The following is a 16,575-nucleotide window of genomic DNA, read 5'->3' on the forward strand; positions in this document are numbered from 1 at the left end:
TTATGCAGGAATGATCAATGAGCATGAATGACCGTCAGGACTTGTGGCAGAAGGTTGAGGACGAAAAGCAGCGCCTCATCGAAATGAGCGACCGCGTTTGGGGAATGCCGGAGGTTTGCTATACCGAAGAGCGCTCTATGGCTGAACATAAAGCCGAGCTGCTGCATCACGGTTTCCGTGTGACCGAAGGCATTGCCGGTATTCCGACCTCTGTCATTGGTGAAGCCGGTGAAGGCGGGCCGGTTATTGCTTTTATGGGCGAATATGATGCGCTGCCGGGTCTCAGTCAGGAGGCCGGAGCGTCCGAGCATCAGCCGATTGAAGCGGGGGGTCATGGCCATGGCTGCGGCCATAATTTGCTGGGCGCAGGGGCATTGCTTGCGGCAGTTGCTCTCAAAAATTATCTCGCTGAGAATAAAATTCCTGGGCGTGTGCGCTATTATGGCTGCCCAGCGGAAGAGGGCGGTGCGGCCAAAGCATTTATGGTGCGTGCCGGTGCTTTTGACGATGCCGATGTTGCAATCTCCTGGCATCCGTATAGCTTCTGGGAAGTGGCTCCGGCTTTATCGCTGGCCAATACCCGTGCGGACTTCATCTTTACCGGTCGTGCTTCCCATGCCGCTGCTGCGCCGCATCTTGGACGCAGTGCGCTTGATGCGGTTGAGCTGATGAATGTCGGTGTCAATTATATGCGTGAACATATGCCGTCTGACGCGCGTATCCATTATGCGCTGCTGGATGCCGGTGGTATTGCGCCGAATGTGGTGCAGGCTCATGCACGGGTGCGTTATTCTATCCGTGCGATGGATTTGCAGGCCATGTTGTCGCTGGTGAACCGCGTGAATAAAATTGCGCAGGGCGCAGCGATGATGACCGAAACCCGCATGGAGATGAAGATTGTCAGCGCGGTTTCCAATACGCTGGGCAACAAGCCGCTGGAACAGGCACTGTATCGCACCATGCAGGAGCTGGGCGCACCGGAATTTGACGATCAGGATCGTGATTATGCCCGCAAAATCCGTGCCACCCTCTCACCGGAAGAAATCTCCTCAGTCTATAATGTGATCGGTATGCCGGAAACTGATGCGCCATTGGCAGAGTTTCTGGTGCCGCTCGATCAGCCACATAAGCCGCAGATCGGCTCGACTGATATCGGTGATGTCAGCTGGGTGGTGCCGACTGTGCAGGTTCATGCGCCAACCGTTGCTATCGGCACGCCTTTCCATACATGGCAGGTAGTGGCGCAGGGCAAATCACCGGCAGCACATAAAGCCATGGTGCATGTGGCAAAGGCGATGGCCGCAACCGGTCTTGCCGTGCTGAGTGATCCGGTGCTGATGGCAGATGCCAAGGCAGCATTGGCGGCGCAGACCACCCGCACACCTTATATCAGCCCACTGAGCGAAGGCGTTGAGCCGCCGCTGGATATGTCCAAAGGCTGATGGTTGTTTAAAGCGCTGATAAAATGAAAAAGGCAGCCTTCAGGCTGCCTTTTTTGCTGATGATTTTGAGTGCTCTCAATCATTCGATTTGGTGCGATACCAAATATATCCGATACCAATGATGGCGATAAATGGTGCGAAAGCCCATAGCAGCGCATTGATGAATAGTTTCAGCATCATCAGGATCAGCGCGTTCATCAGGAATATATTCTGTCCCATGACGAGATTTTTCAGCTCATCCCAGACGAGTTTTGAAAACGGGAACATAAGCGTGCAGATTGCAAAATAGAAAAGCGGGGCGAACTGTGCGCCGTTTTTTGCCTGCAAAGCTACCGTGACCATTAAAGCGAAGAAACAAGCACCAATTAACCAGGCACGGATCAGATATGTGCGTTCAACACCGTTCAGAATACGCCCTAACATTTTACCTCAGTCATATTTATGAATATTGATAAAGGGGCGTATAACTTTCATGTGTCGAAAAAGTAAACAAATCAAATAATTTGGTATTACTGAGGCTATGTTCATGCCCGGTACAGTTTTGAATGTTATTGTGCAACTGTAATTTACGACAGGAAGTCCGGTATGTTTTCAAAACCTATAATTATCGCTTTGGCACTGGCAGTCTTTCCGGTTTCGGCACATGCAACAACAGGGCCGGGTTGTCTTCGCGTTGTGAATGTTGATGCCGGTGATGCGTTGAATGTTCGTGCGAGACCCTCTGCAAAAAGCAGAATTGTGATTTCAATTCCTGCCAATAATTATGGTGTGCTGGCTCTGAAGGGGGAATGCACACCGAAGACAATTCCGTGGGGACAGCGCTGGTGTCCGGTCAGCTATTCCTATGAAGACGGTACATTGCACGGTTTTGTTAAAGCCCGTTTTGTTCGGGATCAGGAATGCCCGTGATCAAATTCATTCATGGATGAACGGGATATGTATGACTAAAGTATAAGGCAGTCTTTTGACTGCCTTATTTGTTTTACTTGACCTTAATCAATCCCTTGGCCAATTAGACTGTGTGTATATGGTGGGGGAATCATGAAGATCAAATTAATATTAGCTCTGTCTTTGACAGTATTTTCTGTAGCATGTGCTAAAAGACCTGATGCTATAGTGCCGGTTGATATTCCGATGGCAGCTTATTCAAATTTGAACTGTCAGAGTTTGGCTCATGAATATTCCAGAGAGAAAAATAATCTTGCTGTTCTTTCTAAACAGCAGAATGATGCCGCAACCGGAGATGCCGTTGGTGTGTTTTTAATCGGTGTTCCGGCTTCGAGCACATTTGGCGGAAATAAAGAAGGACAGGTTGCTGTGTCTAAAGGCAAAATAAATGCCATTGAAGCCGTGTGGAGAAACAAAGGCTGCAGATAGTCATTCGCAATTTTACAGACCCCGCCAAGTGCGGGGTTTTTATTGAAGCAGGAATAGAGTGGCTACAAATGTGCAGATGAAAACAACAATCACAATTGCTGAAAAAGCAGTGCTATTCAGCTGAGTTTTAGGCGGAGGCGGAAGCATTCGCAGCTTCTTTTCAGGATCTGCGTGTTTTACACTTCTGGATTTGTGGACATTGTTTCTCATTGGCTAGAGCATAATTTTAAAGTGTTAGAGCGAGTTTTGTGTGCCAAGTCTGGCACACGGCGCTCTATGTCGTTTCATCTAACGATACCGCGAGAATAAATCGAACTGGGCCTGATTGATTGCCTGTTCATTCCAGTCAACTTCCCGCTTTGATTGCGGTATGAAGTTTTTACGGTGATCGTTATCGTAGAATAATGTCCCGTGAATACCAACAGCATTACGTTTCAATATCGGACGCTCCCAAAGAGGAGCCAGTACACGATTGGTTTCATCGTCACCGAGCCGTGCAATGAGGTCTTCAATCAGCTCCATATCACATTCATCGGGAAAGATGATGTTATATTCACTCTCGGTTGCCTGAAATATGCTATAAGTCGCGTTTATTGCACCGTCGATAATCTGGATATTTTTCATCATTATTATCTGCTGTTTTTATCGGACACACTATTACTGCAAGCTTATGTCATATGGATACTGGTAATAAGCAAGCGGTTTTCTGGTAATATATTCTACAGCTTATTGGCTGCCTTTTTTGTTGATCGCTGTTTCAGGTGCGGAGGTGTCGGGATCATCTGTCAGAGACTTTCCGTTGGAGAACATCCACAGGGTTAATAGTGCGAAAACCATAATGATGATTGCGACATCAAATGTGCCCATCGCACATGCGATGCCGACTGCGCCGGTGGCCCAAAGACTTGCGGCTGTTGCTGTCCCTTTGACTGAAGTACTGAGGCGTAAAATTGCACCGCCGCCGATAAAGCCCATGCCGGTGATGACACCTTCTATAATACGGGCAAGCGCTTCCGGATTGTCTGCTGTGATGCTTTCAGCCGCCTGAACAAAGCCGCAGCTGGCTACGGCAACTAAGGGGAAAGTTCGAAGGCCTGCGCTTCTTTCTTCCCTTTCCCGGTGCCAGCCTATGGGCAAAGCCAATATATAGGCCGCTGCAAGGGCGATAACATGCGGCCAGACATTGAAATTATCGGCGCTGAACGTGGTTGTGATTGCTGCCTGAAACGCTTCCATCCGCTTCCTCGCATCTTTGTGGTGATGAAGAGGAAAACGTGGTGATCTGCAGAATGTTCCAAAGAAGCGGTTGTGGCAGAAGCTCTTACAGTTCCGCGCGGAAGCTCATTTTCTCAATATGGCCTTCCCGCAAATATAAGAATAATGGCAGTGCGAAGGATACGCCTGCAGCTAAGCCGATCAGCGCATAATATCCGGAAGGCATTTTAAGTTTCCGGCTCTGATGGATGATAAAAATGATTAGTACCAGTGCGGATATAGCGACATCTGCTGCGAAGAAGCGTGAGATATTGTTTGCAAATAAATGCTCAAAAAATAAAGCTGGGTTGAACCCGTTTTCGATCAGGAACAAACAGAAAAAATATAAAGGGAATACTGCGCCTATAATCATCAATAGAAAATAAATCTGCCGCATTCTGCCCTCTGATTTAAATATTAAAACCCGAGGAGAATAAAACGCGACTTCCGGAGTAAAGCAAGAGGCGATAGCATGAGGAACTGCAACGGTCAGGCTGGCCAATTAGTTGTCGTGTCTGCCACCAGCATAATAAAGTGCGATTGCCCCGTTTATGGCGAGTATCACAAAAATACATATCCAGAACCCTGCCATATCAATCTCCTGTCCGTGGAGAATGGCAAGTCAGAGGGCGTATTGCCCAGCTATAATTTTCTGTAATTTTGTTCGCTGTGAAAGTTTTGTTCTACAGGCAGATAATCAGTTAAGACCGATAAGCGAAGGCATGCCGTGCTTGAGCATTTCACAGTCAAGTTGGATCAACTTGACTTCTTGATTATGTCAAGTTGGATCAACTTGACGCCCGTGATAATGCGACCAAATAAAGAATCTAGAGCGAGCGAATGATCCAATCTGGTCGTAAACCGCTCTAGGTGTCGGGATATGCATGAAGAGGATAGTTGGAGCAAAATGATTTTCAGCCGGTTCTTTGCAGAAGGTGTCGCTCATTTTTTATCCAAGAGAGGGAGCATAACAGGGGGTGTCTGTCTGCTTTGCGTTGTTGCTGTTTTTACTCCGGCTTCTGCCCATGCAGAAGATGTTGCAGACTGGGAAGATATAGCTTCAGGCACTGCATTTATGTCCAATCCTGCTACTGTTGAATATAAGATCGGCTATAGCAGTATTGGTTATGATCATTTCCGTTCGGAAATTATGCTGAACTGGACTGATGGCGAGGCGCAGTCGCAGACTATTTATGAGGGGATTTATGACAGGCCTCCCGCTAAAGTCTGGGGTGCCGGTGACCGTCTCTGTGTATCAATTCAAACCTGCGCACGGTATGAGGATAGCTGCACGACACATATCATAACCTATCACTATGATGGGGATGCTAAACTGTTTTCTGAGCTTCCGGCCGGTGGCAATCTATGCGTTCAAGAAAAGAAATAATTTGTGCGGCTTCATTATCTGAAGTCAGTCAGAATTGTGTAGAGTGTCTGCTTTGGCGAACAGTTAAACAATCCGGCGGGAATGGCGCGGTGCAATTATTTTTCCGGCATGTGCCGCAATCGCCATTTCAAAACTATCGGCAATGCGGCGCGCCCGATCAATAAAGATAATGGCGGTTTCCTCAGGGAATATTTCCCGTGCAGTTTGCTCAAACAAGCCGAGCCAGCGGTCAAAATGCTCGCTTTTTAAATTGAGTTTCAGGTGAGGCGGCATCGGACGACCTTCATAGCCACCGGTTTTGAGAATGACTGCCGACCAAAATTCCGAAATCTGCGCGATGTGATGATCCCAGTCATGCACTGCATCGGCGAAGATCGGGCCAATTAATGTATCTTCACGGGCACGGCCGTAAAATCTGGCAACCAAAATCTGGATTGACGCTTTGTCGATGGATGGATGCGGTTGATTAATAAGAACAGTCATAACCGATACAGGAAGCACTGTCCGACGTAAGGTGTGCTTTTTTGTTGGAAGGATATCGCAGCTTGTACTCAAGACGGGCATGTTTTGAAAGCAAATTCACGGCTGGATTAAAAATTGCTTTGCAACCTGCGTAACCTGTCGGGTGAGATTGGTCAGTTCATTCGCTGCCAGATGATTGACCTGCCAGAACAGAGGAATTTCCAAAGCACTGTCGGGAACCAGTTCAACCAGACGACCAGATTTGATGTGTTCATGCACGATATGAACCGGATTCATACCCCAGCCCATTCCGGCTAAACAGGCATCGATAAAACCTTGTGTTGAAGGAATCCGATGCGTGGGCATAGTAATAGTACGCCCCATTGTCCGGTTAATCCATTCCTGTTGCAGCCGGTCTTTCTGATTGAATGAGAGTGCCGGTGCTTTAGCAATTCCTTCTGCAATACCATTGGTAAAATGCTTCTCAATAAAGGCGGGGGTGGCCGTTGCCTGATAGCGCAATGCTCCCAGCTGCGAAACACGACAGCCCTTTATTGGCTTTGAAAGTGATGTAACTGCCGCAAGTACCCGACCGCGCTCAAGCCATTCAGCCGTATAGTCTTCATCATCAATCGCAATGCTCAGTAAATAGCCTGTATCCTGCACAAAAGGAGCCATAGCCTTTAGGAACCATGTGCCTATACTGTCTGCATTTACAGCTATATTGATGGTAATTCGTTGCATCGCTGAGCTGCGCATCTCAGTCAGATTTGGCAAATGCTTGGCCAACTCGCTTTCAAGCATGCTGACATGTTCCAGATGCCGGCAAAGCCATTCACCTTTCTCTGTTGCCACACACGGGCTTCCTCTCTCGATCAAAGAAACACCGAGACGTTCTTCTATGATTTTCACACGTTGAGAGATTGCAGAGGGCGTAACATGCAGAGCTTTGGCAGCCTGTTCGAAGCTGCCGGTTTGTACAACCATCTTGACAGCAAGAGCGGCAGGATAGTCAATCATGCATTAGTTTCCCTTACTTTGAATTAGATTGTTTAATTTTACTAAACTCACGCTTCTGATAACACGGTTTGCAATTCCAGCCGAGTTTAAAATTCAGATATGAGCTTATCAGTATTCATTACAGGCATGACGATGGGGCTGAGCCTGATCGTTGCCATTGGTTCGCAAAATGCTTTCCTGCTGCGGCAAGGCTTGCGCAACGAACATGTTTTTGCCGTTTCTTTAACCTGCGCTTTGTCCGATGCAATTCTGATCGCATTGGGGGTCGCGGGCTTTGGTACGATTATCGGCATGGCGCCCTGGCTTGATCCGGTCATGCGCTATGGCGGAGCCGCGTTTCTTATATTCTATGGAGCGGCTAATATGCGCTCGGCATTGCGATCATCTGAAACCCTTGCATCCGGTAATTCTGCTGAAAAGCAAAGTTTAAAAGCAGCTGTGCTAACCTGTTTCGCGCTCACATGGCTCAATCCGCATGTTTATCTCGATACGGTGATGCTGCTCGGCTCTATCTCGACCCAGTTTTCAGGTTTTGAGTTTATGTTTGCAGCCGGTGCAATCTTAGCTTCATTTTTATTTTTCTTTTCGCTTGGTTACGGGGCAAAGTGGTTGAGACCGCTATTTGCAAAACCGTCAGCGTGGAGAATTCTTGAGGCAATTATTGCATTTGTAATGTGGGGAATTGCTGCCCGTCTTCTTATTGGTTCGTGAGTAAATTACCGGAGTTTAACTGAATGCCTGAAGCCCCGTTTATTTCTGAGAAAGTAATGGCAATAGCGCCGGATTTTCGTGCGCTGAGTATCTATGTCGATACTAAGGCGGGTGTCATGAATGAGGCTGATCCAGTTATTCTGGACGATGCGTGTGCTTATGTGCTGGCAGGCGGACCAGCATGGGCAGAGGATCACCTGGCTGGTTGGGCAGACATCTATCTGAAATTTGGTGCGAAGCCTAATCGCACTCCATGTTCTGCTCAGGCGCTTCGAAAGCGCGTTTTGAAAGAGGGACGCATTCCTGCAATCAATCCTGTTGTTGATCTCTATAATGCAATTAGCCTGCGCTATGCGCTGCCGGTAGGTGGGGAAAATTACGATGCCTATGTCGGGCGTCCTCAATTGATGCTTGCTGAAGGAACCGAGATTTTTGACACTAAGAATAACGGAGAGGACGTCATTGAGAACCCTATGCCGGGGGAGGTGATTTGGCGTGATGATCTGGGTGTTACATGCAGGCGCTGGAACTGGCGTCAAGGAAGCAGGACGCGGCTTGATCATGCTGGAGGCCGTATGTGGTTTATATTGGAAAGTTTAAAAGCAATGCCTGCATCTGCTCTTGATGAAGCAGGGGATATGCTTGTGAATGGTATTAGGAAAATGGCACCGAACAGTGAAATACTCATACAAAAAACCGCAGTTTAACCGGTAGGTGCGAGAAATTTTATGTCAGTATTAACCGGACTCTCTGCGTTTCCGACCACGCCTGCCAATGAATATGGCGAAGTCTGCATAGAAAACCTATGTTCGCTAATCGAAAGAATGATTGTCGCCGGGGTCGATTCAATCGGGCTTCTCGGCAGTACAGGTACATATATGTATCTGAATTATACAGAGCGAAAAAAGGCGATAGAAGCAGCGCATCAGCAAATTAAAGGCAGGGTGCCGCTAATTGTCGGCGTAAGTGCTCTGCGGACTGATGATGCCGTTAAATTTGCACAGGATGCGAAGTCTTTAGGAGCTACAATAGGGCTTTTAGCGCCTGTTTCATACACAGCTTTAACGCAGGACGAGGTCTTTGAGCACTACGCTGCTGTCGCTAAAGATAGTCAGTTGCCGATCTGCATTTACGACAATCCGGGAACGACGCACTTTAACTTCTCTGATGCGTTAATAGCCCATCTTTCCAGAGTGTCGGGGATCATCGGCATCAAAAATGCTTTGCCTGCAGATAGTAATTTGGAGCAGCATATATTGAAGCAACGCGCTTCAGTTCTGCCAGAGTTCTCGTGTGGCTATAGCGGTGACTGGAAATGCTCCGAAGCTTTGCTCAAAGGCGCGGATGTTTGGTATAGCGTTTTGGGAGGTGTTTTTCCTGAGCTCTGTGTCAGTTTAACACGGGCATCTGAAAGAAAAGATACAGAGCTGGCACACAAACTTAACGGGATTTTGCAGCCGGTTTGGTCTTTGTTTCAACGACATGGCAGTCTGCGTGTTGTTTATGAAATGCTTAATCAGCTGTCTTTGTCTGATGCTGTACTTCCGGGCCCGTTTTTGCCGCTCGATAAAAGCATTACTGCTGAAATTGCAGTTGCAATAAGGGCAATTTCTGGAGCCACAGGGCAGGAATAAATAACAATGGCAGAGCTTTGTAACATGCGAGCCTGCCGCTAAAATCACATATAAATGCGCACGGCTTTTATATGTAACTACGCTGTTATGTTCTTGCGAGAAATCACTAAGCTATTGAAAAATTGGTGAATACGATGTTGCGCACCCGTGCCCCTCTGATTAGTGGGGGCAAAGGAAATAGGCGAACTGTGCTATTGGTTGTGATGCGGGAATTTACTGATTATTGAGCGGGCATATTGGGCGGGGCGAAGACGATAAACGGCGTTTTTGGTGTCTGATTTGGTTCCACATATTCTGGGGCAGGACGCCCAATTTCCCCAAGTGACTTCACATATTGATATAATGACCGCAACTCATGGTCAGTCATGGCATTTACTCCGTACCACGGCATAGGTGGACGGGCTTTCATTGTATGTCCGTATTTTACGAATTCATTTTCGCTCATTTTGGAGAGGGTAATGCGCAAATTAGCCGGATAAGTCGTCCCCCAAGGCCCTTGAAACCCGATTTGATTTCCTAACAGCGCTTTCTTGGGATCGACTTTACCACCATTTTCAGCGAAGCCTTCTGTGTGGCAGTCATGGCATCCGCCGACCACAGCGATACGCGCACCTTCTTCCACGCTGGCCTTGTCGGCCGCTATTGCTGTACTTGCAAAAACAATAATGAAAGTCGCTGTAACAAACCTTATCATATTTCTCTCCATTTAGCTTGATACCTATGACAGTTAACAAGGTAGAGGCGCTTAAGTAAGCTAGCTAAACGGAGTACAATATTAGCCTTTTGATGGAGGGCGTGGGCTAAATACAGAGCAGGATAAGTATTAATGAGGTAATCGACGGCTTAGGCAGAGTTGAGCATGGTGACTTACGTGGCGAATGCCGATAGTTGTTCGGATGATATCAATGGCTGATCGGGATATCTGCCTCTATAGCCGTTTCATTTCGGTCTCTTGCTGTATCCATCAAGGCCGACGATGATGCCCTACATGAGCGGATCAACAGAACACGTGATGATTACGTACACCGTGTTGGTCTTGACGGTCATGTGACCCAGTTACGAGATGGTGTGAAAAAGCTAACGGAAGAGACGCGGGAAAGTGTCAAAGAGACAATTAAGGGTCTCGACTAAGTGTTGGCTGTTTTAGCTCAGGAGAAAAAGCAACATCCATCGACCCGTTTTTGAGCTAAGCGTTGCAAGTTGGGTACGGACGAAAAACTGATTAATTCTCAATCGTTGCCATTCATAAACTCATTGTTATCTGGCGCTTATTGGAGAACACTCCTTGCCAACAATGTCTACGGTATTAGCCTTCGCAAGCTTGACATTTGGAATGGCCCTCATTCCGGGGCCTAATATGATTTATTTAATCTCACGTACTGTTTGTCAGGGAAAAACAGCAGGTTTTATCTCTCTTTTCGGCATTGCAATGGGGTTTGTTGTTTATGTCTTGTGCAGTGCCTTGGGAATAACTGCGGCGTTTTTCGCAGTGCCTTACGCTTATGAGGTGCTGCGTTATCTGGGGGCTTTGTATCTGCTTTTCCTGGCGTGGGCAGCCCTGCGGCCAAAGAAAACACTTTCGTTAACACCTCATCGAGTTGATGTTGATTGTTATCAAAAGCTTTTTATAGTTGGGTTTTTGACAAATTTATTAAATCCAAAAGTTGCAATGCTTTACTTAGCGCTGCTCCCTCAATTTATTGACCCAGCACAAGGGAGTGTGTTTGTGCAGTCTTTGACACTAGGCTTAGTGCAGATACTGTCGGCAATTACGGTTCAGTCAGTAGTAATAGTAACAGTCGGTTCAATTTCCTTTGTCGTGTTGCGTCACACGAAGTGGATCAAGATACAGCAGTGGGTAATGGGAACTATTTTTGCAGGCCTTGCACTTCGTGTTGCAACACAAAATTAAAACTATCTAATACAGCGTGAGTTACTCTACTCATACCACCCCTGAGGTAAAGCCGGACAGTTCATCCAGCCTGACCATAGCTATGCGCATCTGACCTTTGCAGCCTCTAGCCTTGCATCGGACACGGTTTCAATTTCATTTAGATGGGGTTGTTTTTGAACTGCATGGCAATCTTCCAGCTCATCTATGTTCCTGCCAGAGATGCATAAAGAGTGCTCTAGTGCATTCAATCTCATGCCGATTAGGGAGTGAGATTGCACAAAATCTGTAAACTGATTGTAAACTACAGCAGTTCGTTCTGGGGAGGTCGCCACTAAGCTATTGAAAAGCTTGGTGGGTGCGACAGGGATCGAACCTGTGACCCGCTGATTAAGAGTCAGCTGCTCTACCGACTGAGCTACGCACCCACTTTTCTGAATAATCATTCAGTAAGTGAGCGGTTCTATAAAGTGGAGCCGAAGGCCTGTCTAGTCATGAAATTATTTTTTTGAAAAAAATGTGCAATTTTCATGTCTTGTGATGTGAGGCAGGCAAGTGACTGATCCGGATTGTGTTTTTACGCCTGACTGGGATGTTTCGGTTCATAAACCGCAAAACAGGCGGCTAAATAGCCTTGATACGTGATAAATCATTGCACATATAGTTTGCATTGCAGACATATAGGTATATCACGCTGAATTAAGTTTCAGCCTGCATATCGGATTTTTAATAATCTAACAGCTATACAGACTGCTGAATATTGTTGCTGCTGACTGGTTTTGTCATCAGAGTTTTGTCTTTGTGCCATAATTAGGCGCAAAAAAACTGGCATAGCGTCTGCTATGGTTCTGGTTAATCCGCCTTCCGGGCAGTATTAATCATTTACAGGAATGATGGCGAAGCAGCGCGGAAATTTTCATGCTTTGCATGATCTGAGGGTTCAATGGACGGTTTTATCGGCGATCTCGGGCAGTTTATTTCGGCCAATCAGGCTTGGGCCGGACCAATTGTCGGGTTGATAGCATTTGGTGAGTCTCTGGCTGTGATCGGTATGCTGATTCCGGCAACACCAATCATGCTGGCGATCGGCGGTCTGGTCGGAGCCGGTATTATCGATCCTATTCCCGTCATGATCGGCGCTGTCATCGGTGCCGTTATCGGCGATGTTATTTCCTATTTGCTCGGCTGGTGGCTCGGACGCCGGGTTATTCACCAGTGGCCGCTGAACAAATACCGTTCCCATATTGCGCAGGCACGCCTGCTGTTCCGCAAATATGGTTTTGCTGCCGTGTTTTTTGGCCGTTTCTTTGGCCCTGTGCGTTGTACAGTGCCGCTGGTTGCGGGCATGATGTCCATGGATCAGAAGCGTTTTCAGACCGCTAATATTACCTCCGCGCTGGTTTGGGCGCCGGTTATGATCCTGCCAGGTTGGTTGGCCGGTAAAGGTGCGGGCATTTTTGCACGTCTCGATGGTACTGACTGGGTGTGGATGGCTGTTGCTCTTACAGTGCTGGCGACAGTTGTCAGTATTGTTGGTGTCCGCTTTATGCGTGCACGCCCGAAACATGAGCGCAGACGCGGTGCCGCGAAGAATAAAATCTCTGCAACACCAGCTGAATAATAGTTCCTGTCATAAATTTCGGGGCAGTGTCTGATATACACAGACACGTAAAATTGTTGCCGCATTGCCAGAGGTTTGGCAAAATAATCACCGGACGAACTTGATTAGATTTGCATTTGTATTCATTATAAATGCAAATTATCAGTCCAACAGACAGCCGTTCATCGTGCAATGGTCTGATTTTTAAAAAGCTTTACGCTGAATATGAAATGTTTAACCGCGCAAATTGCGCCTAAAATGGGTCTTTAAAAACTCCGATGCCGGAAGATACTTCTGACGATTCGTCTATTCCGGATTGTTGCCGCTCCGAACTGGTAACAATCCGAAACACAATTTTCCTGCACGCCGCTGGCAGACATAACAGGTCTTTGACATATCAGACCTCTGTTCCACCGGTTGTGCATGTTTCCCGTCCTGTACAATTTCTGCGTGATAAGACTGCCGGTGCTGCAGCTGTCATCGCCCGCCTGTTTTCTGCAAAGGAGACCGGCCCGCGGGATAAAATCCTTCTGTTTTTCTCTGTGATGTATCAAGCCTTATTTCAGGTGCCTGAAGCGGCTCTGAAAAAAGGGATCTCTGATCCTGCACGATCAGCAGGAAATCACGCTGCCAATAAGCATGTCCGGTTATCTGATTTCAAAACCGGTAGCGGAACGGAACTGATACGGTTTTTGGTAACCGGATTCAGTGCCGAACCAGTGCTTGCGCGTTTGGCTGGCCAAAAACAGGCTTGCAACCGCATCCCGCAACAGAAATTCTAGGAAACGACAACCCATGGAATGGATTGCCGATCCCAATGCCTGGATAGGCTTGGTTACTCTGATTGTTCTTGAGATTGTTCTTGGTATCGACAATCTCGTATTTATTTCTATTCTTGCCGGTAAATTGCCACCGAGCCAGCGTAATAAAGCGCGACTGCTCGGCCTTGCGCTTGCGCTTTTGATGCGCCTTGGTTTGCTGGCCTCGATCTCGTGGATCGTAACGCTTACAAAGCCGCTCTTTACCATTTTCTCCTTTGGTTTCTCCGGCCGCGATATCATTATGATCGTCGGTGGTGTGTTCCTGCTTGCCAAGGGTACGATGGAGCTCCATGAGCGCCTTGAAGGTGAAAATGCTGTCAAAGAAGGTAATCCGGTTCATGCGGTGTTCTGGCAGGTTATTGCGCAGATCGTTGTTCTTGATGCCGTGTTCTCGCTTGATAGCGTGATTACCGCTGTGGGCATGGTGCAGCATCTGCCGGTGATGATGATTGCTGTTGTTGTTGCTATGGCAGTGATGATGGTTGCTTCCAAGCCGCTGATGACATTCGTCAACAAACATCCGACCGTGGTTATCCTGTGTCTTGGCTTCCTGATGATGATCGGTTTCAGTCTGGTGATTGAAGGCTTCGGTTATCACGTGCCTAAGGGTTATCTCTATGCGGCAATCGGCTTCTCAATCCTGATCGAAGCTGCCAATCAGGTCGGCCGTCACAACCGTGAAAAACGTGTGACGACCAATGACCTGCGTGAACGTACCGCCGGTGCCGTGCTGCGCCTTCTTGGCGGTGGCCGCGGCAGTGACAATGCTCTGTCGGAAACCGTTGACGTGATTGCGGAACATACTGCTGCGGCAGATGTGTTCCGTCCGGAAGAGAAGGAAATGATCCGCGGTGTGCTGGATCTGGCTGATCGTCCGGTTCGTTCCATCATGACACCGCGTAATGAGGTGGAGTGGCTGGATCTGGATGCGAGTGAAGAAGAGCTTCGTAATGAATTGCGCCAGTTTGCTCATTCGCGTGTTATTCTTGCCCGTGGACAGGTCGATGAATTTGTCGGCGTGGCGCTGACAAAAGACTTGCTGCTTTATCTGGCGGATTCCGCACCGATTGACTGGCAGAGTGCCATGAAACAGCCGCTCGTTGTTCATGAACACAGCAATGTGCTGCGGGTTATGGAGCAGTTGCGCGGTTCTCCGGTGCAGATGGCGGTTATCGTCGACGAACATGGTTCTTTCGAAGGTGTTGCAACGCCGACGGATATTCTTGAGGCCATTGCCGGTGAGTTCCCGGATGAGGATGGCGATGCTCCGAGCGTCGAGACCGTTGAAGACGGTGTCTGGATTGTCGATGGCTTTACAGATATCCGCCGCCTGAGCGGTATTCTGGATCGTGATCTTGTGGATGAGGATGACCGCTATACGACACTGGCCGGTTTTGTTCTCTGGCATCTCGGACATATTCCGACAGGTGGTGAAAAATTCACTGCCGAAGGTTTTGAGTTCGAGGTTCTGACCATGGAGCGCCGCAACATCGCCAAAGTCAAAATCACAGCTTTGCCTGCTTATGATCTTTAAGCTGGCTGACTGATAAGAGAAAAACGCCGCATCATCTGATGCGGCGTTTTTATATGAAAATGCATTGTCCTATTCTGTGAACACTGTGTCGCAGGAGATAACTTGCAGTTTTTCTGAAACACTTTTAACAGGTGGCTGAAAAGAGGGCGCAGTTATGCCTGTCTGTTTTCAGCTGAAAAGGAAATATCCGTGCCAAAGCTTTATACAATCATTTGTGCAACACGTTCTGCGCGTCATGGCGATAAATTTGCCAAATGGTTTAATGATTTTGCAGCTGCAAATTCTGATTTTGATGCAGAGCTGGTTGATCTGGCTGAAGTTAAACTGCCGTTTTTTGATGAATCCACACATCCGCGCGCGCAGAAATATGAGCATGAGCATACCAAAAAATGGAGCAAGCTCATTGATGCCGGTGATGCATTTGTCTTTGTGATTCCGGAATATAACTATTCCCCGCCGGCTGAATTTTTCAATGCAGTGAACTTCCTCAATACCGAATGGAATTATAAGCCTGCGGCTATTATGAGCTATGGCGGTGTGTCCGGTGGTTTGCGTTCCGCACAGGTTGCCCGTTCGCATCTGAGCACATTGCGTATGATGCCGCTGCCGGAAGGTATTCCGCTGCCGAATTATCCGCAGTTCCTGAATGAGAACGGCGAATTTGTTGCGACTGAAATGGTTGAAGCCAGTGCAAAGACCGTTTTGGCAGAGCTGAAAGTCTGGAATGACGGTTTGCAGACAATCCGCAATAAGTAAGCCTTCATCTTATTGATGTTGAATGAAAAACCGCTGCAGCAATGCAGCGGTTTTTTGTTGTTTAGCGCCAAATTAGCAATCTTAAATCACATAAAATTAATGGGATTATTGACAATAGCACTGCATTGGCAGACATTAACGGAATGTTAATTCTGGAGCATTTCCGGTTTATCTTGATCACAGGAAATGCTCTGTCTCTTTGTTTCTGCGCGTATCTTACCCGAAAACCGTTTCACACTTTTCGGGATACGCTGGCAATCTGACGATACAGGAGTGTTATTCATGGCTCTATTTCAGTCTCTGAAGGGAATAATGCAGCAGCGCGGTCAGGCGTTTCAAAAATTCTGGCAGGAAATTTCTCAGGACGAGAAGACTATTGAACGGCGACGCCAAAGCCGCCTTGCACCTAACCAATCCGAAAAATTCGGCTGCTGGCGTCACCGCGGTATTTGGTAAAACCTTCCGCAAACTGCGATTTTTCAACCATGTTCAGGAAATCAAATTGCGTCATATGAATGTTCGGTAGTAAAATCTTGCTCATTCTTTTTCTGACGTATCATAGATTTCTGATTTTGTTTCTAAAAGTAAATTATCTATTTAAATCAATAATTTAGTATTGATTTCATGCCGCTGCTGCTTAATCTTTGGAGCTATAGATAACTCCAATCATTTGCCTCAGGCAAAGA

The 16,575-nt window shown here is 47.4% G+C and carries 19 protein-coding genes and 1 tRNA gene; 12 read left to right on the forward strand and 8 right to left on the reverse strand.

All coding sequences use genetic code 11. The annotated features are described in order from the left end of the window. Window positions 1-23 precede the first annotated feature (23 nt). Window positions 24-1,442: a M20 family metallopeptidase gene (locus JNC80_RS05875; protein WP_376709895.1), complete on the forward strand. Its 1,419-nt coding sequence runs from the start codon at window positions 24-26 to the stop codon at window positions 1,440-1,442. A gap of 75 nt (window positions 1,443-1,517) precedes the next feature. Here the strand turns inward: JNC80_RS05875 and JNC80_RS05880 are convergent, their stop codons facing one another. Next, on the reverse strand, window positions 1,518-1,865 hold the full coding sequence (locus JNC80_RS05880; RefSeq protein ID WP_022709127.1) for a hypothetical protein: 348 nt from the start codon (window positions 1,863-1,865) through the stop codon (window positions 1,518-1,520). A 162-nt stretch (window positions 1,866-2,027) separates the two neighbouring features. Between JNC80_RS05880 and JNC80_RS05885 the strand changes: the two genes are divergently transcribed. Together JNC80_RS05885 and JNC80_RS05890 are read left to right on the forward strand one after the other, a co-directional pair. Then, complete coding sequence (locus tag JNC80_RS05885; RefSeq protein ID WP_022709126.1) at window positions 2,028-2,351, forward strand: hypothetical protein; 324 nt, start codon at window positions 2,028-2,030, stop codon at window positions 2,349-2,351. Window positions 2,352-2,483: 132 nt separating this feature from the next. Next, window positions 2,484-2,819: a hypothetical protein gene (locus JNC80_RS05890; protein WP_376709767.1), complete on the forward strand. Its 336-nt coding sequence runs from the start codon at window positions 2,484-2,486 to the stop codon at window positions 2,817-2,819. Window positions 2,820-3,107: 288 nt separating this feature from the next. Here JNC80_RS05890 and JNC80_RS05895 read toward each other — a convergent pair whose 3' ends face one another. The 3 genes from JNC80_RS05895 to JNC80_RS05905 all read right to left on the reverse strand — a co-directional run bounded on the left by JNC80_RS05895 (window position 3,108) and on the right by JNC80_RS05905 (window position 4,575). Then, a complete protein-coding gene (locus JNC80_RS05895; RefSeq protein WP_376709768.1) occupies window positions 3,108-3,446 on the reverse strand; it encodes a DUF8220 family protein in 339 nt (112 codons plus the stop codon). A gap of 99 nt (window positions 3,447-3,545) precedes the next feature. Next, the gene (locus JNC80_RS05900; protein WP_376709769.1) at window positions 3,546-4,055 is read right to left on the reverse strand and encodes an MgtC/SapB family protein; all 510 of its coding nucleotides are present in this window, start codon (window positions 4,053-4,055) and stop codon (window positions 3,546-3,548) included. 85 nt (window positions 4,056-4,140) lie between these two features. Beyond that, the gene (locus JNC80_RS05905; RefSeq protein ID WP_376709770.1) at window positions 4,141-4,575 is read right to left on the reverse strand and encodes a DUF2834 domain-containing protein; all 435 of its coding nucleotides are present in this window, start codon (window positions 4,573-4,575) and stop codon (window positions 4,141-4,143) included. Between the two features lie 378 nt (window positions 4,576-4,953). Here JNC80_RS05905 and JNC80_RS05910 point away from each other — a divergent pair, with 378 nt between their 5' ends. Next, window positions 4,954-5,460, forward strand: coding sequence for a hypothetical protein (locus tag JNC80_RS05910; RefSeq protein ID WP_376709772.1), 507 nt, complete (start codon window positions 4,954-4,956; stop codon window positions 5,458-5,460). 63 nt (window positions 5,461-5,523) lie between these two features. On the opposite strand, the gene JNC80_RS05915 is transcribed toward JNC80_RS05910, so the two are convergent. Together JNC80_RS05915 and JNC80_RS05920 are read right to left on the reverse strand one after the other, a co-directional pair. After that, on the reverse strand, window positions 5,524-5,943 hold the full coding sequence (locus JNC80_RS05915) for a group III truncated hemoglobin (RefSeq protein WP_376709773.1): 420 nt from the start codon (window positions 5,941-5,943) through the stop codon (window positions 5,524-5,526). 96 nt (window positions 5,944-6,039) lie between these two features. Beyond that, window positions 6,040-6,942: a LysR family transcriptional regulator ArgP gene (locus JNC80_RS05920; protein ID WP_376709774.1), complete on the reverse strand. Its 903-nt coding sequence runs from the start codon at window positions 6,940-6,942 to the stop codon at window positions 6,040-6,042. Between the two features lie 99 nt (window positions 6,943-7,041). Between JNC80_RS05920 and JNC80_RS05925 the strand changes: the two genes are divergently transcribed. The 3 genes from JNC80_RS05925 to JNC80_RS05935 are packed head-to-tail and all read left to right on the forward strand — an operon-like array spanning window position 7,042 to window position 9,287. Then, entirely contained in the window at window positions 7,042-7,653 is a 612-nt protein-coding gene (locus tag JNC80_RS05925) for a LysE/ArgO family amino acid transporter (RefSeq protein WP_220159951.1), read from the forward strand. Window positions 7,654-7,676: 23 nt separating this feature from the next. After that, window positions 7,677-8,360 carry a B3/B4 domain-containing protein gene (locus tag JNC80_RS05930; RefSeq protein ID WP_376709775.1) on the forward strand — a complete coding sequence of 228 codons (684 nt, stop codon included), beginning with the start codon at window positions 7,677-7,679 and terminating at the stop codon, window positions 8,358-8,360. A gap of 21 nt (window positions 8,361-8,381) precedes the next feature. Next, the gene (locus JNC80_RS05935) at window positions 8,382-9,287 is read left to right on the forward strand and encodes a dihydrodipicolinate synthase family protein (protein ID WP_376709776.1); all 906 of its coding nucleotides are present in this window, start codon (window positions 8,382-8,384) and stop codon (window positions 9,285-9,287) included. Window positions 9,288-9,507: 220 nt separating this feature from the next. Here JNC80_RS05935 and JNC80_RS05940 read toward each other — a convergent pair whose 3' ends face one another. Then, window positions 9,508-9,981 (reverse strand): c-type cytochrome, encoded by a 474-nt coding sequence (locus JNC80_RS05940; RefSeq protein ID WP_376709777.1) that lies wholly within the window; start codon window positions 9,979-9,981, stop codon window positions 9,508-9,510. 591 nt (window positions 9,982-10,572) lie between these two features. On the opposite strand from JNC80_RS05940, the gene JNC80_RS05945 reads away from it, so the two are divergent. Then, window positions 10,573-11,199, forward strand: coding sequence for a LysE family translocator (locus JNC80_RS05945; protein ID WP_376709778.1), 627 nt, complete (start codon window positions 10,573-10,575; stop codon window positions 11,197-11,199). 331 nt (window positions 11,200-11,530) lie between these two features. Here the strand turns inward: JNC80_RS05945 and JNC80_RS05950 are convergent. Beyond that, window positions 11,531-11,606 (reverse strand) — tRNA-Lys (locus JNC80_RS05950). A 515-nt stretch (window positions 11,607-12,121) separates the two neighbouring features. On the opposite strand from JNC80_RS05950, the gene JNC80_RS05955 reads away from it, so the two are divergent. The 4 genes from JNC80_RS05955 (at window position 12,122) to JNC80_RS05970 (ending at window position 16,345) form a co-directional block, all read left to right on the forward strand. Next, the gene (locus tag JNC80_RS05955; RefSeq protein ID WP_022709872.1) at window positions 12,122-12,799 is read left to right on the forward strand and encodes a DedA family protein; all 678 of its coding nucleotides are present in this window, start codon (window positions 12,122-12,124) and stop codon (window positions 12,797-12,799) included. A 774-nt stretch (window positions 12,800-13,573) separates the two neighbouring features. Then, a complete protein-coding gene (locus JNC80_RS05960) occupies window positions 13,574-15,133 on the forward strand; it encodes a TerC family protein (RefSeq protein WP_376709779.1) in 1,560 nt (519 codons plus the stop codon). A gap of 189 nt (window positions 15,134-15,322) precedes the next feature. Continuing rightward, window positions 15,323-15,889: an NADPH-dependent FMN reductase gene (locus JNC80_RS05965; protein ID WP_246176128.1), complete on the forward strand. Its 567-nt coding sequence runs from the start codon at window positions 15,323-15,325 to the stop codon at window positions 15,887-15,889. A gap of 312 nt (window positions 15,890-16,201) precedes the next feature. After that, the gene (locus JNC80_RS05970) at window positions 16,202-16,345 is read left to right on the forward strand and encodes a hypothetical protein (RefSeq protein WP_170265285.1); all 144 of its coding nucleotides are present in this window, start codon (window positions 16,202-16,204) and stop codon (window positions 16,343-16,345) included. Window positions 16,346-16,575 lie beyond the last annotated feature (230 nt).

This window comes from Pseudochrobactrum lubricantis (assembly GCF_041929865.1).
Lineage (GTDB): Bacteria > Pseudomonadota > Alphaproteobacteria > Rhizobiales > Rhizobiaceae > Pseudochrobactrum > Pseudochrobactrum saccharolyticum.